This window comes from Citrobacter sp. XY323, assembly GCF_025106035.1.
Taxonomy (GTDB): domain Bacteria; phylum Pseudomonadota; class Gammaproteobacteria; order Enterobacterales; family Enterobacteriaceae; genus Citrobacter; species Citrobacter braakii.
Genome location: NZ_JANYUK010000004.1, coordinates 288507 through 311089 on the forward strand (window position 1 = coordinate 288507; position 22583 = coordinate 311089).

At 52.5% G+C, this 22583-nt stretch carries 18 protein-coding genes; 3 read left to right on the forward strand and 15 right to left on the reverse strand.

All coding sequences use genetic code 11. The annotated features are described in order from the left end of the window. Position 1 precedes the first annotated feature (1 nt). From N0B36_RS07895 to N0B36_RS07945, 11 genes are all read right to left on the reverse strand, one after another. Entirely contained in the window at positions 2-967 is a 966-nt protein-coding gene (locus N0B36_RS07895) for a GDP-L-fucose synthase (RefSeq protein ID WP_259687035.1), read from the reverse strand. Positions 968-969: 2 nt separating this feature from the next. Further along, positions 970-2091: a GDP-mannose 4,6-dehydratase gene (gene gmd / locus N0B36_RS07900; RefSeq protein WP_016156920.1), complete on the reverse strand. Its 1122-nt coding sequence runs from the start codon at positions 2089-2091 to the stop codon at positions 970-972. Positions 2092-2115: 24 nt separating this feature from the next. Then, a complete protein-coding gene (gene wcaF, locus N0B36_RS07905) occupies positions 2116-2670 on the reverse strand; it encodes a colanic acid biosynthesis acetyltransferase WcaF (RefSeq protein WP_259687036.1) in 555 nt (184 codons plus the stop codon). Between the two features lie 9 nt (positions 2671-2679). Continuing rightward, positions 2680-3426 carry a colanic acid biosynthesis glycosyltransferase WcaE gene (wcaE, locus tag N0B36_RS07910; protein WP_019077134.1) on the reverse strand — a complete coding sequence of 249 codons (747 nt, stop codon included), beginning with the start codon at positions 3424-3426 and terminating at the stop codon, positions 2680-2682. A gap of 5 nt (positions 3427-3431) precedes the next feature. Further along, the gene (gene wcaD / locus N0B36_RS07915) at positions 3432-4649 is read right to left on the reverse strand and encodes a colanic acid polymerase WcaD (RefSeq protein WP_016153589.1); all 1218 of its coding nucleotides are present in this window, start codon (positions 4647-4649) and stop codon (positions 3432-3434) included. Continuing rightward, positions 4624-5841, reverse strand: a complete 1218-nt coding sequence (gene wcaC, locus N0B36_RS07920) for a colanic acid biosynthesis glycosyltransferase WcaC (RefSeq protein WP_259687037.1) — start codon at positions 5839-5841, stop codon at positions 4624-4626. The genes wcaD and wcaC overlap by 26 nt, the downstream gene beginning before the upstream one ends. Next, positions 5838-6326 carry a colanic acid biosynthesis acetyltransferase WcaB gene (gene wcaB, locus N0B36_RS07925; RefSeq protein WP_047359127.1) on the reverse strand — a complete coding sequence of 163 codons (489 nt, stop codon included), beginning with the start codon at positions 6324-6326 and terminating at the stop codon, positions 5838-5840. Before wcaB ends, wcaC begins: the two co-directional genes overlap by 4 nt. Positions 6327-6328: 2 nt before the next feature. Next, positions 6329-7171, reverse strand: a complete 843-nt coding sequence (wcaA, locus tag N0B36_RS07930; RefSeq protein ID WP_016153592.1) for a colanic acid biosynthesis glycosyltransferase WcaA — start codon at positions 7169-7171, stop codon at positions 6329-6331. A gap of 120 nt (positions 7172-7291) precedes the next feature. After that, the gene (wzc, locus tag N0B36_RS07935) at positions 7292-9454 is read right to left on the reverse strand and encodes a tyrosine-protein kinase Wzc (RefSeq protein WP_259687038.1); all 2163 of its coding nucleotides are present in this window, start codon (positions 9452-9454) and stop codon (positions 7292-7294) included. Then, positions 9451-9900: a low molecular weight protein-tyrosine-phosphatase Wzb gene (wzb, locus tag N0B36_RS07940; RefSeq protein ID WP_016156925.1), complete on the reverse strand. Its 450-nt coding sequence runs from the start codon at positions 9898-9900 to the stop codon at positions 9451-9453. The genes wzc and wzb overlap by 4 nt, the downstream gene beginning before the upstream one ends. A gap of 5 nt (positions 9901-9905) precedes the next feature. Next, the gene (locus N0B36_RS07945) at positions 9906-11045 is read right to left on the reverse strand and encodes a polysaccharide export protein (RefSeq protein WP_029139591.1); all 1140 of its coding nucleotides are present in this window, start codon (positions 11043-11045) and stop codon (positions 9906-9908) included. A gap of 654 nt (positions 11046-11699) precedes the next feature. Between N0B36_RS07945 and N0B36_RS07950 the strand changes: the two genes are divergently transcribed. Further along, positions 11700-13283, forward strand: coding sequence for a TerC family protein (locus tag N0B36_RS07950; RefSeq protein ID WP_259687039.1), 1584 nt, complete (start codon positions 11700-11702; stop codon positions 13281-13283). A 44-nt stretch (positions 13284-13327) separates the two neighbouring features. Here N0B36_RS07950 and asmA read toward each other — a convergent pair whose 3' ends face one another. From asmA to udk, 3 genes are all read right to left on the reverse strand, one after another. Continuing rightward, positions 13328-15178, reverse strand: a complete 1851-nt coding sequence (asmA, locus tag N0B36_RS07955; protein WP_259687040.1) for an outer membrane assembly protein AsmA — start codon at positions 15176-15178, stop codon at positions 13328-13330. Positions 15179-15203: 25 nt separating this feature from the next. Next, entirely contained in the window at positions 15204-15785 is a 582-nt protein-coding gene (gene dcd / locus N0B36_RS07960) for a dCTP deaminase (protein WP_016153598.1), read from the reverse strand. A 91-nt stretch (positions 15786-15876) separates the two neighbouring features. Beyond that, complete coding sequence (udk, locus tag N0B36_RS07965) at positions 15877-16518, reverse strand: uridine kinase (protein ID WP_003036776.1); 642 nt, start codon at positions 16516-16518, stop codon at positions 15877-15879. Between the two features lie 315 nt (positions 16519-16833). On the opposite strand from udk, the gene N0B36_RS07970 reads away from it, so the two are divergent. Further along, entirely contained in the window at positions 16834-20163 is a 3330-nt protein-coding gene (locus N0B36_RS07970) for a diguanylate cyclase (RefSeq protein ID WP_200051508.1), read from the forward strand. Here N0B36_RS07970 and alkA read toward each other — a convergent pair. Then, a complete protein-coding gene (gene alkA, locus N0B36_RS07975; protein ID WP_259687041.1) occupies positions 20131-21000 on the reverse strand; it encodes a DNA-3-methyladenine glycosylase 2 in 870 nt (289 codons plus the stop codon). The two genes, N0B36_RS07970 and alkA, sit on opposite strands and share 33 nt — an antisense overlap. 136 nt (positions 21001-21136) lie before the next feature. Between alkA and yegD the strand changes: the two genes are divergently transcribed. Then, positions 21137-22489, forward strand: coding sequence for a molecular chaperone (gene yegD, locus N0B36_RS07980; RefSeq protein WP_259687042.1), 1353 nt, complete (start codon positions 21137-21139; stop codon positions 22487-22489). Positions 22490-22583: the final 94 nt, after the last annotated feature.

Below are 22583 nucleotides of genomic sequence, written 5' to 3' on the forward strand. Positions count from 1 at the left end.
CTTACCCCCGGTAGCGCTGCTGGTTTTCAAGGAACCACTGCCAGGTACTGGCAAGCCCCGCTTCCAGTGATATCTCGTGATACCAGCCCAACTGATGTAGACGCGTAACATCGAGCAATTTGCGCGGCGTTCCATCCGGTTTGCTGGCGTCGAACACCACGCGCCCCTTGTAACCCACGACCTGCGCGATGGTTTGCGCCAGTTCGCGGATGGTGCAGTCCACGCCGGTGCCCACGTTGATATGCGACAGCATCGGCTGGGTATATTCCTGCAAGACTTCCTGAGCCAGTTCCATCACGTGGATACTGGCCGCTGCCATATCGTCAACATGCAGAAATTCACGCATTGGCGTCCCGCTTCCCCACACCACCACATCCGGCGTATTGTGCTCGCGAGCGTCATGAAAGCGGCGCAGCAGCGCCGGGATCACATGCGAATTACTCGGGTGGAAGTTGTCATGCGGCCCATACAGATTGGTCGGCATCACCGAGCGATAATCGCGGCCATACTGGCGGTTATACGATTCGCACAGCTTGATCCCGGCAATTTTGGCAATCGCATACGGCTCATTGGTCGGTTCCAGCTGCCCCTGCAACAGCTCGCTTTCAGCTATTGGCTGGGTGGCTTGCTTTGGATAAATACAGGATGATCCGAGGAACAGCAGTTTATTCACGTTATGCAAATGCGCAGCATGAATAATGTTGCTCTCAATCATCATGTTTTCATAAATAAAATCAGCAGGATAAGTAGTATTCGCCACGATCCCGCCGACTTTTGCCGCCGCCAGATAAACCTGGTCAATACGTTCAGTGGCAAAGAACGCCTGCACCGCACTGGCGTCCAGCAGGTTAAGTTGGTCGCGGCTACGCAGCACCAGCTCGACATTATCTCGCTGCGACAATTGTCTGACGATGGCGGACCCCACCATCCCGCGATGGCCCGCCACAAAAATACGTTGTGTCTTCATCCTCAGTACTCCAGCGCGATGGCTACCTCGTAACCGTGCGACTTCAGCAGGGAATGCTTCTTCGCTGCTTCAAGATCGTTGGCAACCATTTCCGAGATCATCTGGCGCAGCGTGATTTCCGGCTTCCAGCCCAGTTTTTCATGCGCTTTGGCCGGATCGCCCAATAGCGTTTCCACCTCTGCCGGACGGAAATAGCGCGGATCGACGGCAATCATGACATCCCCAGGTTTCACACCCGGCGCGTCGTGTCCGGTTACGGAAACCACGATGCCTTTCTCATTCACGCCCTCGCCTTCAAAGCGCAATTTAATCCCCAACTGAGCGGCGGCCATTTCCACAAACTGGCGCACGGAATACTGCACGCCGGTGGCAATCACGAAATCTTCCGGCTTGTCCTGCTGCAGCATCATCCACTGCATCCTGACGTAATCTTTGGCATGCCCCCAGTCACGCAGCGAATCCATATTGCCCAGGTACAGGCAAGACTCCAGCCCCTGCGCGATGTTGGCGATCGCACGCGTAATTTTGCGCGTGACAAAGGTTTCGCCGCGGCGCGGAGATTCGTGGTTAAACAGAATGCCGTTACAGGCATACATACCGTAAGATTCGCGGTAGTTGACGGTTATCCAGTAGGCGTACAGCTTAGCAACGGCATACGGCGAGCGCGGGTAGAACGGCGTGCTCTCTTTCTGCGGGATTTCCTGTACCAGACCGTACAGTTCAGAGGTGGAAGCCTGATAAAAACGGGTCTTCTTTTCCAGCCCGAGGAAGCGGATAGCTTCCAGCAAACGCAAGGTGCCGATAGCATCGACATCCGCGGTGTATTCCGGTGAATCAAACGACACCGCGACATGACTCATGGCGCCGAGGTTATAGACCTCATCCGGTTGCACTTCCTGTAAAATACGGGTCAGGTTGGAGGAGTCCGTCAAATCGCCATAGTGCAGATGGAATTTGGGATTGCCCGAATGCGGATCCTGATAGATGTGGTCCACACGTTCGGTGTTGAATGATGAAGCGCGGCGCTTAATACCGTGTACTTCATACCCTTTTTCCAGCAGGAACTCTGCCAGGTAAGAACCATCCTGCCCGGTTACGCCAGTGATGAGAGCGACTTTTGACATGTTATTACCTCTTAAATGATCCCCTCAGGGAGTAACTTTCTCGACGCGTTCGCGTGTGACTATTGCGGGATTTCCCCGACAAACGACATTGGCTGGCAGCGATTTAAATACACTGCTGCGTGCTCCGACGACGGTGCCATCGCCAATCGTCACGCCAGGCGCGACAAAGACATCTGTCGCCAGCCAGCATTTATCACCAACTACAATTGGTGTGGCGTTAATATCAAAATGTTGACTGGCATAATCATGACTCCCGGTGCATAAATAACTTTTTTGCGAAATAACCGTGTGCGCACCAATCGTAATATCACCCAGCGTATATAAAACCGCGTCATCACCCACCCAGGAATAATCTCCCAGGGTTAATTTCCACGGATAAGTAATTTTTACTGAAGGTCGAATAACTACGTTTTTTCCTATTTTTGCGCCAAACATTCGCAATAAAAACGCACGCCAGCGATACATTACCTGTGGGGACCAGCGAAATAATGTGGCTTGCACTGCCCACCATAATTGCACTTTAATGGCACCGCCGCCGCGAAAACCTCCCGGCACGTTGAAGCCGCTTAAATCCTGCATAATGTACCCTTACGCTTTTCCATATAAGGTTTTTGTTTTACCGGTTGTGCGCAGACGTAAATATTCTGACAACCCGGTCCAAAACCCTGGCATGTGTAATATCTGGCGCTGTACCTTTTTTGCATCCCGGCACAATTCCAGATTATTCGTCGTTGACACCCCACCCATGGAAAACTCTGACACCAGCCCGCTCAGCTTTTTAAACGCGTAACCTGACTTGTATAATTTGGCTGCCAGTGCGTAATCAGACGATATCTTATATTGCAAATCATAGCGCCAGACATTCAGTCCAGAGAGAGGAAAGAAGATGGCCTGATGGCTGGCGGGAAGGCTGTGATAAATATACCAACCCGGCTTGGCCCGCCGCTTAATTTTGTTACCATTACCGAAATCCAGCAACGCATCGCCAATGACCATCGCTTTATCGCTCTGCGTTTTTAGCTGGCGGATAAAATGAGCCGCATCTGCATGCAGAATATCCCCGGAGTTGAGGAACAGCGCAAACCGCCCGCGCGCCATAGCGATACCTTTGTTCATTGCATCATAGATGCCCTTATCCGGCTCGCTGACAAACCGTAACCGGTGCTCTCCACTGAGCCCTTCAAGAAAGGCCGAGGTACCGTCAGAGGAGCCGCCATCAACAACAATCCACTCAAAACTGATATCACCCGCCTGCGCCAGATGAGCTAACGACGCGTGAGTTTTGACGATCCCTTCCAGATTACGAAAGGCGACGGTAATAATACTGAGCAGCATGCGTTCTACCTCGCTATATTCAGCGCCTTGCGCAAAATAAACGGACATACAATTAAAAATGCGTATTCCGGACTAAATACTGAACCTGTAAAAAACAGCGACAGCGGCGTAAAAAGATAAAGCTGCACCCGATAATTCTGATTATCACCAAACGCATTGATCATCATCTTCATGACTTTCCCCATGTACCACAGGGCTAATATCACCGCGAACCATGAGAAATAAATAATCAGCAGATACAAGCCATTGTCTATCGTTTTACCAACATCTGCACCGTTAAAAATTCCGAATGACGCAACATATTCATAAAGTGAGCCGAATCTCACTACCCCATCAACGTTAAGTAACGAATAACCGACCATTACTAATGGTCCCACGATACGATAATACGATGATGAGCCTTCAGTTCCTAAATCTCCAAGCCGTGTCGCGATGTACGGAAACGCAAATATCACACCAACGACGAACACGCTTAATGAGATTATCGCCAGCGGCAACTTCTTTTTTATCGCATCTTTATTCAGATACTGGAACGCCCACTCCAGGAGGTAAAACAAAATAAATGTCATTACCCCTGAAAACGATCCTGATAATATTATCCCTGCCAGAATCATAGCATCGGACTTAGGCGTTTTGATACCAAACTGTTTGATACTGAGCCAAATTGAGATTAACGCCAGAGCGAAGAATGCCGGTTCGAAATAGAGTGCAGTGGTGCGCTTCCCGCCAAACTTAATAAAGTTCAGAACATAGCTATTACTGTAAATAAGATATTTCGAAATAACTTCCATTAAACTGCTGCCGCCACTAAGAATTATCTGCGCCATTTCCACCGCAGCTAACCCCACCACCAGGCCCACAACCAGCCAGAAAAAACGCAAGATCTTAATGTAGTTATGCGGCGAAATGGTTTTGAAGCGAATACTCCACACCATACCGATAATCACCACGGTATAGACAAACAGCATTGCGGACGTCACGTACTTGCTGGCATCCAGTGATTGTCCGAACAGATAGTTAAACGCCGTCAGTCCGCCCCCCACGCCCAGCGCAATCATTAATTTTTTAATATTGATGCGCTCGACAAACAGCAACAGCAGAACGGGCAAAAACGTGACGATAGTTATCGGGAAGCTCTCGCCAAGCTGGGCGAGTTTGACGTTAACCAGCAGATAAAGCAGCGGTAGCACCAGATAGCTACAGATTCTGATAGAACGAGACATACTCCTCCAGCATCTGTTGTCCACTGTATGCCACCCGGCTGCGCTGGCTGAACGCGGCAAGCGACGTGTCAAATACCGCCTGCGCAATGTCTGATCTTTTCAGTTGCACCAGGTGCAAAACGTCCGATTCGCTGAACGTTTTGCCGCCCGATTTCGCCAGCACTTCCTGCGCGGCATCGCTATGCGTAGCAATAACCGGTACGCCGATGGAAAGCGCTTCACACAGAATCAGCGGGTAGTTATCAACGCGCGAGCTGAACACCAGCCCATCCATCTCGTTAAGCGCGCTCATCAACGCGCGCTTATCGCTCTCAAACCCGTGATTGATGACGTTATCCCCGACAAACGGAGAAAATTTGCCGAAGGTATGCAGCTCAATTTTGTCTCCGAGCGCAATCATCGCTCGCACCAGTTGCTGACTGGTTTTTCCGTCATAGCGCAGGTCATGGGCCACCACGGCGATTTTCGGTCTGCCGCTTTCCTCATGCTTAACGGGAAGTTCGGCAAGAATGGCTTCCGTTGCCACATCGATGCCGTTGTTAATAATGCGGCAACGACCGGCGCCATACAGACTGTTGAATGCGTCGGCCACATGCTGACTGGGCGAGATGAACTGGCAGCCCAGCGCCAGCATGGCGCGAAACATCTGCCGTTTACCCGGCAACTGTTGATGGGCTTTATCGATTTTTACCGGCGGATAGTTACTGAGCGTTGGACATTTCTGACAGCCCGTTTTCCAGCTTTCGCAGCCATCGGTAAAGGCACAGCGCCCGGTCACGCTCCAGTGATCGTGCAGCGTCCAGACGAAGGTGATATCCGGTTTATGCGCCTTCACTTTTTGGCAAAAGGTGACCACTTCTTCCAGATTCAACCAGTAGCTGTGCAACACATGAAAATGCAGTACCAGCGGGCCGGAAGTGCGGGTTACCGTACGGTACAACTTGTCGAGATTGCCAAACATGTCGCGGTTCGCGAAACGAAACAGCGCAATATTCGCCGCCGACGTCAGACGTGGCGTATGTTTGATAACCTGCGGGTAATTCGCATGGCTGACGCTTTTCTTACCGCCTTTGCCATAGCCGTAGACAAAATGCGACGATAGCCCTTTCTCCAGCGCCCTCAGATGCAAATCTAACGCTACGCCTGCCGCCCCGCCTTCTGCGAGCCGCACATTAAACTGTAATATCTTCATTTTGTTACCTTCACCCGTGCCTTCTCGCCCACGACCAGCGTATTGTCCGGGATGCTATCCACTACGACGCTCCCGGCGCCAATCGTCACGTTATCGCCAATGGCAACGCCGCCAAGCAGAGTGACATTGGCCCCCAGCTCAACGCCGTTACCGATGACCGGACAGGACAGATCGTTGCCGCCAAGATTGCCGATGGTGACGCCATGGCGCAGGGTGAAATCATCCCCCGCCACCACGTGTTTATTGATCACCACCCCATAGCCATGATGGATGGTGAAACGACGACCAATAGATGCAGCGGCCTGGATTTCATAGCCAAACACGCATTCAGTGATAAGGCGATACATCACCAGCACCGGCGCCGCCCACAGGTTGTTCAAGACATTTTTTTTACGCCAGACGGAGCAAAAATGGGCAATCCGATAGGCCACCACCATGCAGCAGGGTCGCAGACTCCAGCCGTTCGCGCGTAAATCTTCCAGCATACTTAGCGTCCTCGCAGTCCGTCGGCCAGGCGCTTACTATTGCGAACAGAAAGCAGCGTCAGCAACGTGCGCCAGTTCATCCGTTTATTGCGGATCTGGTAGAGGGTAAACAGCTGATATTTCTTGCTGGCCCGGTCAAATTTGCCTTTGTGCTTACGGTAGAACTGAAAGTAGCCGGAGAATTTATGCGGGGATGAGGTAATACGCATTTCACCGTGATTCACATGCAGGATCTGCGTTGCCTCTTTTACCTTCCACGGTTTGCCATACGCCACCACCATGCGCAGGAAAATGTCATAATCCTGCGCCGCTTTCAGCGTGGTATCGAACAGGCATGCTTTAAACCGCCAGGCCCAGGTAAACACCTGATTACCAATAATATTGCGCTTATAAAATTTACGGCGTGAATAAACGGCCTTCGGATAGAGCGGCAAACTGGTCGGCTGCGAATATACTTCGCCTTCACAGACATAGTCATTGGCATACAGAAACGCCCGCGTCACCAGATGATGGCGATAATTGAGAAATACGCTCAGGCGGTTCGGCGTCCATTCATCATCATCATCAATACCCGTAATATATTGCCCACTGGCCTGCATGATGGCCTGATTACGCACCGCACAGGCTCCGGAGTTAGTGGGATTACGCGTATACGACACACGCGGATCGTTGAGCTCTTCAACAAATTGCTGCAGTTGCTCATACGAGGAAGAGCAATCATCCACAATGATCATCTCCCAGTGAGGATAGTCCTGGCGCAGTACCGATTTAATCGCCCGGATGGCCAGTTGCTGACGGTTCCAGGTGGGCATATAAATTGAAATTAGCGGGTTGTCTGTCGTCATTTTCGTTTCCCAGATATCCCCGTCATACTTCAAGTTGCATCTGCGTTGGCTTTCCTGCAACCCGAATTATTTAGGGTATAAATATGTTTTTGTGGGCCGCTATCCGGCAATGTTCGTAATCTATTTCGAATCCGAGGTGTACTCGTATTCGTAATAACCGTAATCCTGATACCCGCTGGCACGGCGGAAGATCGAGTTCAGGATCACCCCTTTCACCTGAATGCCGTTTTGCTCGAAGCGACTCAGGCTGGTTTCCACCTCTTTCAGCGTGTTGACCGCGTAACGCGCCACCATCAGCGTGGTTCCAACGTGACGCCCCACGATAGCCGCGTCGGTCACCGCCAGTATTGGCGGGGTATCGATCAGCACCAGGTCATAGTGCGAGCTGGCCCATGCAATCAGTTCGCCAAAGCGTTCACTCATCAGCAACTCGGAGGGGTTGGGGGGAATTTGTCCGCGAGGGATCAGATCAAAATGTGGAATCGATGTCGGTTTCGCGCTGGATGAGATATCCCCCTTGCCGATGAGGATCTCAGACAGACCGTTAACGTTATTGGTCCCCAGCAGCTCGTGGGTATAGCCTTTGCGCATGTCGCAGTCGATCAACAGCACGCGTTTGTTGGTCTGACTAACGACCGCCGCCAGGTTGGCGCAGACAAACGTTTTACCAATCGACGGGCTGACGCCGGTCAGCATCAAGACGTTGTTGCGCGCCTGCATCATGGCAAAGTGCAGGCTGGTACGCAGGCTGCGGACCGCTTCTATCGCAAGATCCGTCGGATTCCCCACCGCCAGCAACTGGCTTTGCTTGTAGCGTTTCACGCCTTTAATGGTCTGCACGTTATCGCGTGCTTTTTGCCATTCTGATAGCGGAATGCTGGCATACACGCTGATGCCATGCTCTTCCAGCGCCTGTGGGCTTTCAATGCCGCGATTAAACAGGGAACGCAGCAGTACGCCCACCACTGAAAGCATCAAACCAAGAATGATGCTGCCGAGAATAATCAGCGTCGTTTTCGGCTTCAGTACGCCTGGCTGGGCAATCGCGGGATCGACGATGCGCACATCTCCGACCGTACTGGCCTCGGTAATCTTCAGCTCCTGTTGCTTGTTCAGCAGCTGCATATAGACCTGCTGGCCGGACTCCACGTCACGCGTCAGACGGACAATTTCCTGCTGCGTTTTCGGCATCGCCGTTACGCGCCCGTTCAGCTTGCTTTTCTCATCTTCCAGCGCCTGGCGTTTTTCCAGCAAGGTGCGGTACGCAGGGTGCGCTTTGGTGAACAGCTTGGAAATCTCCGCTTCTTTGAAGGTCAGCTCATTAAGCTGCGCATCAATATTCACCATGGAATCCAGCACCGCTTTGGCTTCCAGCGGCAAATCCACGGAGTCTTTGTCCTGACGAAAGGCATTCAGCTTGTTTTCGGCAACGTCCAGTCGGTTACGCACCTCGGGCAACTGCTTTGCCAGAAACGCCAGACTTTTGGCGGCCTCTTCAGATTTACGCTCCACGTTTTGTTGCAGATAGTTGCGGGTAATACTGTCAAGGATCTGGCGGATTTGCTCGCGGTCTTCGCCGGTAAAGGTTAGGCTCAGTACGCCAGTGTCTTTGCCGGTTTCCGTCACCATCAGATTATTTTGCAAGGTGTTGATCATGCCCAGCGTGGAGAATTTGCTGACGGTAAATTGGCTCTCAGGGCTGGCATGGATCGCCTCGACCAGCATCGTCACGCCGTCATGTTTCAGCACCTGCCCAACCTGCCCCTGGGCGCTAAAACCCCCGTCACTCACCAGCTGATAACGTTTGTCATTCAGCACGCTTAGCGTGAAGGTCTGTTCATTCATTGCCTTTGGCAGCGTGAAAGTCGTAACGTTAACCGTTTCGTTCTGGCGACCCATCAACCGATCCCAACCCGCGCCAAAAATGGGGAACGTATCTTTGGTAACCGCGATATCCAGGTTGAGATCGTCTACCGTTTTCCCCAATACCAGCCGTGACTGGATGAGCTGAATTTCCGCTTCAGAGGCCGGAGGTTTGTTCGACAACGCCGAGCCAATATCCTGCACCAGTGAATTTCCGGTATTTTGCTCAATTTGCACCAGCGCGTCCGCACTGTAGATCGGAGTGGCAAACAGCGTGTAGACCGCTGCGCATAATGCAAATGCCGCAGTAATACCAAGCACCCACCAGCGGGCTTCCACCACCGTTGCCACCAGACGACCAATATCGATTTCATCATTGCCCGTTACCGGCGCAGCAGACTGTTTTACTTTTTCTGTCATTGTTTTCCCTGCTCTGCGTTCAATGCCTGAGCCCATTGGCGGGCAGACCGTTCAAGTAATGCGTACACCGCGTCAAACGCATCACGGCTTTTACGATACGGATCGGGAATTTCGCGCTCGCTGTCCCAGTGACCAAACAGCATCACTTTGCCGCGCATCTCCGGCACCATTTCACACAGGGCAGAGATATGGCGTTTTTCCATGGTCAGGATCAGGTCATACTCCCGACACATTCGTCCCGAGATCTGCCGGGCACAATGATTCTCCAGTGACAGGTTGTGCGCCTGCGCCACGCTGATGGCGCACGGGTCCGCGCCTTTGCCTACCAACGCCCCGAGGCCGGCAGAAGAGACCGTCAGCGCCGGGTGAAATTGCCTTAACAAGCGCTCTGCCGTCGGAGAGCGGCAAATGTTCCCCACACAGACAACTAAGATTTTGTTAAACATGACGATTACCAGTTGTGAAGGTCGCTGGCCGTGTCCGTCATATAGCGAACACCGCTAATAGTCGGCAGCAACTGATTGATCAAACGGTTCCAGCGAGCAACCGGCGCGGTTGTGACGTACACCACATCGTATGGCTGGAGTCGGAATGACGTCGCCATCACCAGCGATGTCGCATCGGACATATCAAGCTGATAGATATTGGCAATCTTGCCGTTGTTCCCGCCCTCGCCTTTCAATGGACGAATAACGAAAATGCCGCTGGCGTTGGAGGTGGTCAGGTCGATACCTTCCGCGTTGCCGAGCGCTTCGGTGAGCGTCATGCCGCTGAAGTCCATTTTGAGGGTGCTCTGTTTTTTCACTTCCCCCATTACGAAGACTTTCAAATCGTCATTACGCGGAACAAACAGGATGTCGCCAGGATAGAGCAGACGGTTCTGGCTCAGGTCGCCATTTTGCATTAGCGCTTGCAGTGAAATACGTTGCTCCTGCCCTTTATGAGTCAGTACAACGTTGCGCCAGTCTGCCGCCTCGGTGAGACCGCCTGCGGCGTTAATGGCATCGAGAACGGTAAGCGGCACGTTGGTGATGGCCTGCTGGCCGGATTTGTTCACCTGCCCGGAGACATAGGCCTTCTGCGAACGGAAAGCGGCGATATTAACGTCCACCTGCGGGTCAGCAATGTACTTCGCTAAGCGCCCGGTAATATCACTACGAATTTCGGCCAACGTTTTCCCTGACACGCTAACTTTGCCGATGTAGGGGTAAAACATGGTGCCATCAGGCTGCACCCAGTTGCCGGCATCACTTGAGCTACGATACTGTCCGGCCGGCGTGGTGAGTTCAGGATGATCCCAGACGGTGACATTCAGGACATCGCCCGGGCCGACCCGGTACTGATACCCGGCAATCTCCTGGTCGAGAGACATATTAGGCTGCGCAACATTTGGTCGGGGACGTAATTGTTCGACCAGTCGTGGGGTGAGTGGATAAACATTCACCATGCGATCGATATCAAAATCAGCGTCCTGCTGTTTAATCACATCTTTGCCCATCGTAGACATATTGCTGCCCGGAAGCACGGTACAACCGTTTATCAAGATTACCGATACCAATACAGGCATCAATTTAAGTTTGGATTTCATCATTGATTATTTATCACTTTGGCAGAGTAATTATCACGTGCGATCTAAATAGCGACTTCGCCTGTACGCATTTACCTTGCCGTTAATTGAAAAAGAATTTAACTGGCATCTGTCCTAAAAAAAATGAATTCATCTGCGGTCTCTTGACAGAATAATTTAGGCTCGTCTCAGGCGACCAGACACGCTACCGCCCCTGGCTTCATTAGCTACCAATGCACTGATTAATTTAAATTTTTATCTTCCCCTTTATTTTCATCACATTCACAACGGGAACGCATCAGGAATAGCGCCGCTGGTTGATAAGGAAATATTTATCTTTTGATTATTACCGGAGGAATTGTTGCAGCTAAGCGAATATCAGGCAAGGTAACAAGTTACCGACAACTTGCTTTTAAGATTAATATTAAGCGTTGAATTTGTATATTTTTAGGATTTTATTGATATTGACAACATTAATATAAAAATATCCCACCTGCGATATTTCTTAAAGAGCTTTGGATTAATAATATTATTTCCTGTAGTTACATTAAGGCTAATATCCCGTACCTGGTTGTAATAGGCTACAGAGAAATCCCTCCTCGCCATTGCATTTTTCGCCAGTTTTACCCATGATCGAATTGTGACAATTGTCATACAACTATGGGTATAGCATTTACTATGGAATGGATTGCCGATCCGTCAATCTGGGCCGGACTCGTCACGCTAATCGTGATCGAACTTGTTCTTGGCATTGATAATCTTGTTTTTATTGCCATCCTCGCGGAGAAACTGCCTCCTGCCCAGCGGGATAAGGCGCGTATTACCGGGCTACTGCTGGCGATGGTCATGCGCCTGCTGCTGTTGGCATCAATATCATGGCTGGTAACGCTGACCACGCCGCTGTTCAGCATTCGCGGCCTGAGCTTCAGCGCGCGCGATCTGATCATGCTGTTCGGCGGTTTCTTCCTGCTGTTTAAAGCCACCATGGAGCTAAACGAACGGCTGGAAGGCAAAGACAGCGAGAACCCGACCCAGCGTAAAGGCGCTAAGTTCTGGGGCGTCGTCGCGCAAATAGTCGTGCTGGACGCCATCTTCTCCCTGGATTCCGTCATTACCGCCGTGGGTATGGTCGATCACCTGGCGGTAATGATGGCTGCGGTGATTATTGCCATCAGCCTGATGGTGCTTGCCAGCAAGTCGCTGACGCGCTTTGTCAACAGCCATCCCACTATCGTCATTCTGTGCCTGAGCTTCTTGCTGATGATTGGTTTCAGCCTGGTCGCCGATGGGTTTGGTTTCCATATTCCGAAAGGTTACCTGTACGCCGCCATCGGCTTCTCGGTCATGATAGAAGCATTGAACCAGTTGGCTATCTTTAACCGCCGTCGCTTCCTGTCAGCCAACCATACCCTGCGCCAGCGCACCGCCGAGGCGGTAATGCGACTGCTGAGCGGGCAAAAAGAAGACGCCGAACTGGATGCCGAAACCGCGGCAATGCTGGCAGACCATCATGAAGGCCAAATTTTTGCCCCTCAGGAACGGCGGATGATTGAACGTGTGCTGAACCTTAATCAGCGTACGGTCAGCAGCATCATGACCTCGCGCCATGATATTGAGCACATCGACCTCAATGCGCCGGAAACAGAAATCCGCGCTTTGCTGGAAAAAAACCAGCATACGCGTCTGGTGGTCACCGGCGAAGATGAGCAGGAAGACTTGCTGGGCGTGGTGCATGTCATCGACCTGCTGCAGCAATCTCTTCGCGGCGAGCCGCTCGACTTACGCGTCTTGATTCGCCAGCCGTTGGTGTTCCCGGAAACTCTGCCGCTGCTTCCGGCGCTTGAGCAGTTCCGTAACGCCCGGACGCACTTCGCTTTTGTGGCCGATGAATTTGGGTCAGTTGAAGGGATTGTAACGCTCAGTGACGTGATGGAAACCATCGCCGGTAACCTGCCAAATGAGGTAGAGGAGATTGACGCCCGCCATGACATTCAGAAAAACGCGGATGGTTCATGGACCGCAAACGGACACATGCCGCTGGAAGATCTGGTGCAGTACGTGCCTATCCCGTTAGATGATAAGCGTGAATATCACACCATTGCCGGACTGTTAATGGAGTATTTGCAGCGCATCCCGAAAACCGGGGAGGAAGTTCAGGTTGGCGACTATCGACTAAAAACCCTGCAGGTGGAAAATCATCGCGTGCAAAAAGTCCAACTGATACCGCTGCACAGTGAAGAAGATATGGATTACGAGGTGTAAATCACGAGCCGGAGGCGGCATCAACCGCCATCCGGCAATATGAATCAGAGTTTATCCAGCAACTTTTTAACATCTTTACCGTTGCGGGAGTCTTTATTGCGATCGGCCCAATCGTTAAGGCGACGTTTCGCTTCATCCTGCAAATGCTTACGCAAAATCTGGTCGACTTGCAGACTGTAGTTTAGCGCCTGCCACTGACCGTAGACTCTGAGAGGAACCGGGGTAGCCTTCAGGAAGTTAATCAGCTTACTTTCGCCATCCCAGCCGCCCAGCACGCGAATGTTAAACAGCGTGTCGCAATTCAGCTTCACCAGATCCAGCGTTCCCTTGCCGGTCAGCGCCAGCATCGCCGACTCACCCGCCATGTTATCCAGCGTAACCTCGCCGTCATCCAGCGTCATATCGGTTACGAAATGATCCAACCGGGTCACGTTATCCAGGTTTTGCTGAGCTTTAACATCCCCACCGCTACGTTCGACGGCCTGTTGTATCATCTGCTGGAAGTTCATTCCTTCCATTCGCGTATCGCTCATTTCGACATGGGCCTGCCCTTGCCAGCTATGACGAAACGCCTGGGCATCAATATCTGAGCCAGAGAAATCCCCTGCTAGTGACAGCTTACCGGTGAGGGCGATGGGGTAATTGAAGGCTTTCAGAATAGTACCAATTTCTACGCCTTCCAGGCGCGGATGGAAGACCGCTCGCGGCTGTCCTTTTCTGGCATCCAGCATACCAGGAAGCGACACCAGCCCGCCGTCACTTTTCCCCTGCAACTGCGTAACGTTCAACAAGCCGAACTGGTTGTCAATTTTTGCCGAGACATTGTCAAACGCCATTTTCCGCCACAGCACTTTGTCAGCTTGCAACGCGATGTCTGCCGAAAATCCCTTCAGTCCCTGATACGAAACGGCATCAACTTGAGAAGCAATAACGGGGCGCGCCAGCGTTGACTGACTCTGACCTTGCTGAACCTCACCGTTCGTCGTCACAGCCTCACGTTGTACGAGCAGATTGTCCAGATTGAGCTGACCAAACTTCAGGTCGACGGCCCATTCTGGTTTATCCAACAATGTCACATGAGCTTGCCCGGCGAGAGAGCTGTCGTTAGCGGTCAAATGAATCTGGCTAAACGCGAGCTGTTTTTTCTCTTCCAGCCACTGCGCCTGAAACTGTCCCTGACCTTTGATCCCCTGCGCCGGTAGATCGGCCCCCTGCAGTTGCCAGCTTAGCTGCTCAATATTCGCGGATAAGTTATGCGGATAGTCGGAGGCATCAACGCTGCCGTTGAAGGATAACGCGAGGTCACGCTGATCGCGGTTAACGCGCCCGGAGAAATCAAACGTGCCGCGGTGCTGGTTATCCTGTTCCATGTCCAGACGAATATCGCGAACCGTGACCTGTTCATCGTCTTCATGCTGGAATACCAGAACGCTATCGGCAACACGCAGGCGGGCAATATCAAACGACCATCCTCTGTCTTCAGCCAGGTCGGGCAACGTATTGTCTTTTGGGGCAACGGGCGCATCTTTGCCGCGCACCGCTTCAGTTTGCGGGGTCAGTTGAATCACCGCGCCTTTGAGCATCACCTGCTTCACGCTGAGCTGGTGACTCAACAGCGGCCACAACGCGACGTCAAGACGCATATTGTCGGCACGAATCAGGGGTTCGCTGGCGCCTTCAGCCGTTAACACCATGCGCCCCGAGAGGATACTCAGCTGAGGCCATACGTGCCAACGCAGAGGGCCATCCAACTGCAGCTGATATCCGCTACGCGCAGCAACCTGCTTGACCATATATGCGCGGAAATCATTCGGATTAACCAACAGTACTAACGCAGAAAAACCGGCCACCAGCACGACCAGTAGAATCATCAGCGTCGTCAGAAATCGTCTCATGCTATCCCCAATGGACTGAAAATACTCAGTCTTTATCGATCCGGCTGGCAACGGCGCCCTGCTGATCGCGATACTTTGCATCCTGACGACGGTTGTAAGGTCGCGCCGCCGGACCGGAAAGCGGTTCGAAGCTTAATGCGCCAATCGGCATGCCAGGACGCAGGGCCAGCGGTAGTTTTCCGGAGTTGTAAAACTCCAGTACGATGCAGCCAGACCAGCCCGGATCGATACGGTGTGCGGTGACGTGTACCATCAGTCCCAGACGCGCCAGCGAAGAACGGCCATCTAACCAACCCACAAGATCGGAAGGCAGCGTCACGGATTCGAACGTCACTGCCAGCGCCAGTTCGCCCGGATGCAGGAAAAATGCCTCGCCGTCTTTGAGGACGATTTCATCACTCATCACGCGATCCAGCGCGGCGCTGACTTCATCTTTCGGTCCGCTCAGATCGATATACGCCGCCGTATGCCCGCGGAACGTACGGAATTTGTTGCCAAGGCGCACATCTACCGTGGCGCCGTTGATTCGCTCGACAGGAGGGCGTGGATTGATCGACAGACGACCTTGATCCAACCAGGCTTCAATATCTCGGTCACATAAACGCATGGCACTTTCTCCTTTCGTGCTTCAACCCCTTAATGCCAGGTGCATTAAGGGTGAACCAGGTTATCACTGAACGGTACACAATTCGCTGAACTTATTCAAAGAACTGACTGATTTTAGCCTTCAGAATATCGATGGCGATGCGGTTTTTACCCCCGCGCGGCACAATGATGTCGGCGTATTGTTTTGAAGGCTCAATAAATTGCAGGAACATCGGACGGACGGTTTTCTGATATTGCGCCATCACTGAATCCATTGAACGACCACGTTCGTTCACATCGCGCTTGATACGGCGCATCAGGCAAATATCCAGCGGGGTATCAACAAAAATAGAGAAGTTCATCTCATCACGCAAACGCGCATCCGTCAGCAGCAAAATGCCTTCCAGGATGATGACTTTCTTGGGTTCGATATGAATAGTGTCTTGCGTGCGCGTGTGCTCAACGTAGCTGTACACTGGCAGCTCAATGGCACTACCGCGTTTCAGCGTTTGCAGATGTTGGAACAGCAGGCTGTGATCCATCGCGTTCGGATGGTCGTAGTTGGTTTTTACACGCTCTTCCATCGATAGATGGCTTTGATCTTTGTAATAGCTGTCTTCGGGAATAACGCCAATATGTTCGTCACCGACTTGTTCACGCAATTCGCGATAAAGAGTACTGGCAATAAGACTCTTGCCGGAAGCCGATGCGCCGGCAATGCCGATAATGACGCACTGATGGGACTGATCAGTCATAAATTTAGCGACCTGATTAACCTGGATGTTAGGAAGGGCGGCGCCGAAACGCCAAACGCGGCAATTATAGGGATTTCAGCGGCGCGACGCCAGCCCAGGCTGCACCAATGCCTTCCCTGTCGCAAATTAAAACGGTCATATTTAAAGCATGCGCTACATTTATTCGCCAGCCTTAGTAATTAATAGCTTGAGAGTGTTAATTTATGAGCAGCTGGCGTATAAATTGTAAATTATTTGTACTAGCATAAACCCAGATTAAATGTGATGCGTCCGGCATCTCTACTGGGCGACAACGGCTATTTGGGTAGAGTGGTAATGAGTAAACAATCCCAACATGTTTTAGTTACCTTACCTCATCCTCTACTGCGCCTGGCCAGTTTAGGTCTGGTGGCTTTCATCTTTACGCTGTTCTCGCTGGAACTGTCTCGTTTCGGGGCGCAGCTGGCGCCGCTGTGGTTTCCGACCTCAATCATGATGGTGGCTTTTTACCGTCATGCGGGAAAAATGTGGCCGGGGATCGCGCTGGCGTGCTCATTGGGTAACATCGCGGGTTCTTTGCTCTTCTTCCCCGGAGAGTCGCTTAGCTTTACCTACACGGCCATCAACATTATTGAGGCTGTCGTGGGGGCAATGTTATTGCGCAAACTGCTGCCCTGGTACAATCCTTTACAAAATCTCAACGACTGGGCGCGCCTGGCATTCGGCAGCGCAGTGGTCCCTCCGCTGCTGGGCGGCGTATTACTCTGGTTATTATTACCGCAAGAAACGTCGTTAAATACCTTCCTCATTTGGGTGCTGTCAGAATCCATCGGCGCGCTGGCGCTGGTACCATTAGGTTTACTGTTTAAGCCACATTATCTGCTGCGCCACCGCAATCCGCGATTACTGCTTGAAACCCTGATTACGCTTCTGGTGACGTTAACGTTCAGTTGGCTGTCGATGATGTTCATTCCATGGCCGTTTACCTGCGTTATTGTCCTGTTGATGTGGAGCGCTGTCCGTCTGCCGCGTATGGAGGCGTTTTTAATTTTCCTCAGCACCGTGATGATGGTTTCGCTGATGTTGGCCGCTGACCCTTCGCTGCTCTACACCCCCAAACAGAACATGATGACCAGCATACCGTGGCTGCCGTTTTTGATGATCCTGTTGCCAGCCAATATGATGACCATGGTGATGTACGCGTTTCGGGCAGAACGCAAGCACATCTCAGAAAGCGAAGCGCGCTTTCGCAATGCTATGGAATATTCCGCAATTGGCATGGCGCTGGTCGGGACTGAGGGGCAATGGCTACAGGCCAATAAAGCCTTGTGCCAGTTTCTGGGCTATAGCCAGGAGGAGCTACGTTCGCTCACCTTCCAGCAATTAACCTGGCCGGAAGATTTGAACAATGACCTCGAACAGTTAAACATGCTGGCGCGCGGGGAAATTAATAGCTATTCCATGGAGAAACGCTATTACACGCGCGCAGGCGAGGTGGTATGGGCCTTGCTGGCCGTTTCGCTGGTGCGCCATAGCGACACCACCCCACTCTACTTTATTGCGCAGATTGAGGATATTAACGATCTGAAGCATACCGAGTGGATGAACAAACGGCTGATGGAGCGCATTACGCTCGCTAATGAAGCCGGGGGGATCGGCATTTGGGAATGGGAACTGCAGCCTGATGTGATCAGCTGGGATAAGCGTATGTTCGATCTCTACGAAGTCCCGGCACATATCAAGCCCAGCTGGCAAGTCTGGTATGAATGCGTTGTGCCTGAAGATCGCGAACACGCCGAAAATGTGATTCGCGATTCGCTGGCCGCACGAGCCCCGTTTAAGCTTGAGTTTCGTATCGCAGTAAAAGGTGGCATACGGCATATCCGCTCGTTGGCCAACCGGGTACTGAATAAAGACGGTGAAGTTGAACGCTTACTTGGCATCAATATGGATATGACCGAGGTGAAGCAGCTCAACGAAGCGCTGTTTCAAGAAAAAGAGCGTTTGCATATTACACTGGACTCCATCGGCGAGGCGGTGATTTGTATTGATGTCGACATGAATGTGACCTTTATGAATCCGGTCGCTGAGAAAATGAGCGGCTGGCAACAGGAAAACGCAATTGGCATTCCGCTCCTGACAGTACTGCGTATTACTTTCGGCGATAACGGTCCGCTGATGGAAAATATCTACAGTGCCGACATGTCGCGTAAGGCAATGGAACAAGAAGTCGTCCTGCATTGTCGCAACGGCAACAGTTATGACATTCAGTACAGCATCACGCCCCTCAGCACCCTTGATGGCGGCAGCATTGGCTCGGTGCTGGTCATTCAGGATGTCACCGAGTCACGTAAGATGCTGCGCCAGCTTAGCTACAGCGCTTCGCATGACGACCTGACGCAGTTGGCCAATCGGGTCAGCTTTGAAAACCATCTCAAACAGTTGCTGCATACGGTGCACGACGCGCACCAGAGTCATGTGCTGGTTTTTATCGATCTTGATCGTTTTAAAGCGGTGAACGATAGCGCAGGTCATGCTGCAGGCGATGCCCTGCTGCGCGAACTCTCTTCACTGATGCTAAGCATGCTGCGGTCCAGCGATATGCTGGCGCGCCTTGGCGGCGACGAGTTTGGTCTGTTGCTGCCGGATTGTAATATCGAAAGCGCCCGCTTCATCTCAGGTCGCATCATCAGTGCTATTAACGATTACCACTTCATGTGGGATGGCCGCTTGCACCGCATTGGCGCCAGTGCGGGAATTACGCTGATTGATGACAAAAATCATATCGCGACTGACGTCATGTCTCAGGCGGATATCGCCTGCTACGCGGCGAAAAACAGCGGACGTGGGCGTGTCTGCGTCTATGAACCCCAGCAAAGCCAGGCGCATGCCGCGCGTAGCCAACTGTCATTGGACGAACAAAAGCATACCATTATGCACAGCCCGATGCTGATGATCGCCAGAGGCGTGGCTTCTCCACGTATACCTGAGACGTTTAGCTTCTGGCTTATATCGCTACGCTTAGGGACCGCTGAAGGCGAAGTGATTGAAGAGCAAACATTCCGTACCGGGCTGGTCGATCCCACATTGAATCAAGCGCTCGACCGTCGGGTATTCAGCGAATTCTTCCAGAATGCTGCCCCGGCAGTCGCCAGCAAGGGCCTCAGTGTTGCGCTCCCCCTTTCCGCCGCCGGGCTGCTCAATTCAGAACTTGTTGATGAGCTGCTGGAACAATTGCAACATAGCCCGTTACCGCCACGGCTGCTGCACCTGACCGTTCCGGCCAGCGTCATCAAAACGAATCCAACGCAGGCGATATCCGCCCTGCATCGGCTACGTCAGTTCGGTTGTCGAATTGTGTTAAGTCAGGTCGGTCGTGATTTAGAGCTTTTTGACAATCTGAAATACCACATTGTCGATTACCTTTTGCTCGACAGCGAGCTAAGCGCCAGCGCTCACGGAGACCTGATTGACGAGATGTGGGTGTCCATTATCCAGGGCCATGCCCAGCGCCTGGACATTAAAAGCATCGCCGGTCCGGTGCAGTTGCCGCTTATCATGGATGCGCTTTCTGGCATCGGTATTGACATGATTTATGGCGACATTATTGCCAGCGCCCAACCGTTGGATCTGCTACTGAATACCAGTAATTTCGCCATCAACTGACGGCTGCCAGCCATCCGTGTACCAGATATGCAAGAGTGCATAGGAGCGCCAGGGTTTCCAACGCTCTGCATACCGCCGGATCTGGGCTGGCGTCATGCCGGGAAAACGCTGTTTAATCAGATAATCATCCGGCAGAAAAACATCCTTCGCCTGCCAACCACGCAGCGCAAAATAGTTGGCGGTCCAGCGCCCTATTCCGGGAAACGTTTGTAGTTGCTTAACGCCTTGCTCAATATCGTCAGGCGCTACTGTCGCAAGCGTTCCTTCAAGCGTTGCACGCGCCAGGTGAATCAACGCTTCAGCGCGTTTGAGCGGCATCCCTAACGCTTTCAGGTGCAGCGGTTCGGCGTCAGCAAGCGCTTCAGGCATGGGAAAACAAACATAACCTGGCGCATCCTCCAGCGTGTCGCCATAAGCATGGGCGACTTTCGCCGTCAGTTTTGCCGCCATAGCCACGCTGACTAACTGCCCTAAAATCGCCCGTACCCCTTGCTCAAAAGCATCGACACATCCCGGCAGGCGCAGTCCCGGACGCGCCGCACCAAGGCTTCCCAGCGCGCTGACTATTTGCTGCGGGCAACAGGTAAGATCAAACAAGCGGGTTATTTTCGCCAGGCACTCGGGGGCGGCGGGTTGTAATCCCGAACTTAACGTCACGTGTAGCACATTGGCGTGCAAATCCGGTACGACGCGCACCAGACCCCGATGCTCCCCTACGGACAGGCTTCTGGTATAACTCAGTTCCTCCACCGTTTCGACACCGTCAACCGCACGGGCGGCAAGAAATCCCAGCATCCAGGGCCAGTCATAAGGCGGTTGCCAGCTCAGCGTGAACATTCAGTTTTCCTTTTTATGCAAACCTACAGCATAAACGGTATTCAATCGATGCGCCTTGCTTTCACATTCCAGTTGTCGGAGCGTCAACATTTCGTTAAAGTCACGCCCCTTCTTCACTGGCATGGGGATTTTTACGGTGTTTATTGGTTTTGACTACGGTACGGCAAACTGTTCAGTGGCCGTTATGCGTGACGGGCAGCCTCACCTGCTCAAAATGGAAAATAACAGCACGCTTCTGCCTTCAATGCTGTGCGCGCCAACGCGCGAAGCGGTCAGCGAGTGGCTGTATCGCCATCACGACATCCCAACCACGGACGACGAAACGCAGGCGCTGCTTCGCCGCGCGATGCGCTATAACCGCGAAGAAGACATCGACGTTAACGCCAACAGCGTGCAGTTCGGTCTGGCATCGCTGGGTCAATATATTGAAGACCCGGAAGAGGTGTACTTCGTTAAATCGCCAAAATCATTTTTGGGTGCCAGCGGTCTGAAGCCGCAGCAGGTTGCGCTGTTTGAAGATCTGGTCTGCGCGATGATGCTGCACATACGCAACCAGGCACAAAATCAGTTGCCGGAAGCCATCAGCCAGGCCGTTATTGGTCGTCCCATCAACTTCCAGGGGTTAGGGGGCGATGATGCCAACGCCCAGGCGCAGGGTATTCTTGAACGTGCGGCCAAACGCGCCGGTTTTCAGGATGTCGTCTTCCAGTACGAGCCGGTAGCGGCTGGTCTGGATTACGAAGCCACGCTGCAGGAAGAAAAACGCGTGCTGGTAGTGGATATTGGCGGGGGTACAACCGACTGTTCACTGCTGCTGATGGGGCCGCAATGGCATCAGCGCGCCGATCGCGAAAACAGCCTGCTGGGGCACAGCGGCTGCCGCGTTGGCGGGAACGATCTGGATATTGCGCTGGCGTTTAAACATCTGATGCCGCTGCTCGGTATGGGGGGAGAAACGGAAAAAGGGATCGCCTTACCTATTCTGCCCTGGTGGAACGCGGTCGCGATCAACGATGTTCCCGCGCAAAGTGACTTCTACAGTAGCGCCAACGGTCGCTTGCTCAACGATCTTGTCCGTGACGCGAAAGAAGCCGATAAAGTCGCCCTACTGCTTAAAGTCTGGCGCGAGCGTCTGAGCTATCGCCTGGTGCGCAGCGCAGAAGAGAGCAAAATCGCGCTCTCCGATCAGACCATTGTGACGGCGGCGATACCGTTTATCAGCAACACGCTGGCAACCGATATCAGTCAACACGGGCTGGAAGCTGCGCTCAATCAGCCCCTGGCGCGCATTCTGGAGCAGGTTCAACTGGCGCTGGAAAACGCGCAGGAAAAACCGGACGTGATTTACCTGACCGGCGGTAGCGCGCGTTCGCCGCTGATTAAAAAAGCCCTCGCCCAGCAACTTCCCGGGATTCCGATCGCGGGGGGCGATGATTTCGGTTCCGTTACTGCCGGACTGGCCCGCTGGGCTGACGTTGTTTTCCGCTAAGCGGCTCGCATGCTGAAAAGTACGCGTATTGACATCACCATTGCTGTGGCTTAATTTCAGGAGTGAGGGTTAGGGAGAGCTTCTCCTCCCCCTG

Coding starts and splice junctions, on each gene's coding strand:
- N0B36_RS07895 (WP_259687035.1), bottom strand. CDS start 967: ATGAAGACACAACGTATTTTTGTGGCGGGCCATCGCGGGATGGTGGGG.
- gmd (WP_016156920.1), bottom strand. CDS start 2,091: ATGTCAAAAGTCGCTCTCATCACTGGCGTAACCGGGCAGGATGGTTCT.
- wcaF (WP_259687036.1), bottom strand. CDS start 2,670: ATGCAGGATTTAAGCGGCTTCAACGTGCCGGGAGGTTTTCGCGGCGGC.
- wcaE (WP_019077134.1), bottom strand. CDS start 3,426: ATGCTGCTCAGTATTATTACCGTCGCCTTTCGTAATCTGGAAGGGATC.
- wcaD (WP_016153589.1), bottom strand. CDS start 4,649: ATGTCTCGTTCTATCAGAATCTGTAGCTATCTGGTGCTACCGCTGCTT.
- wcaC (WP_259687037.1), bottom strand. CDS start 5,841: ATGAAGATATTACAGTTTAATGTGCGGCTCGCAGAAGGCGGGGCGGCA.
- wcaB (WP_047359127.1), bottom strand. CDS start 6,326: ATGCTGGAAGATTTACGCGCGAACGGCTGGAGTCTGCGACCCTGCTGC.
- wcaA (WP_016153592.1), bottom strand. CDS start 7,171: ATGACGACAGACAACCCGCTAATTTCAATTTATATGCCCACCTGGAAC.
- wzc (WP_259687038.1), bottom strand. CDS start 9,454: ATGACAGAAAAAGTAAAACAGTCTGCTGCGCCGGTAACGGGCAATGAT.
- wzb (WP_016156925.1), bottom strand. CDS start 9,900: ATGTTTAACAAAATCTTAGTTGTCTGTGTGGGGAACATTTGCCGCTCT.
- N0B36_RS07945 (WP_029139591.1), bottom strand. CDS start 11,045: ATGATGAAATCCAAACTTAAATTGATGCCTGTATTGGTATCGGTAATC.
- N0B36_RS07950 (WP_259687039.1), top strand. CDS start 11,700: ATGGAATGGATTGCCGATCCGTCAATCTGGGCCGGACTCGTCACGCTA.
- asmA (WP_259687040.1), bottom strand. CDS start 15,178: ATGAGACGATTTCTGACGACGCTGATGATTCTACTGGTCGTGCTGGTG.
- dcd (WP_016153598.1), bottom strand. CDS start 15,785: ATGCGTTTATGTGACCGAGATATTGAAGCCTGGTTGGATCAAGGTCGT.
- udk (WP_003036776.1), bottom strand. CDS start 16,518: ATGACTGATCAGTCCCATCAGTGCGTCATTATCGGCATTGCCGGCGCA.
- N0B36_RS07970 (WP_200051508.1), top strand. CDS start 16,834: ATGAGTAAACAATCCCAACATGTTTTAGTTACCTTACCTCATCCTCTA.
- alkA (WP_259687041.1), bottom strand. CDS start 21,000: ATGTTCACGCTGAGCTGGCAACCGCCTTATGACTGGCCCTGGATGCTG.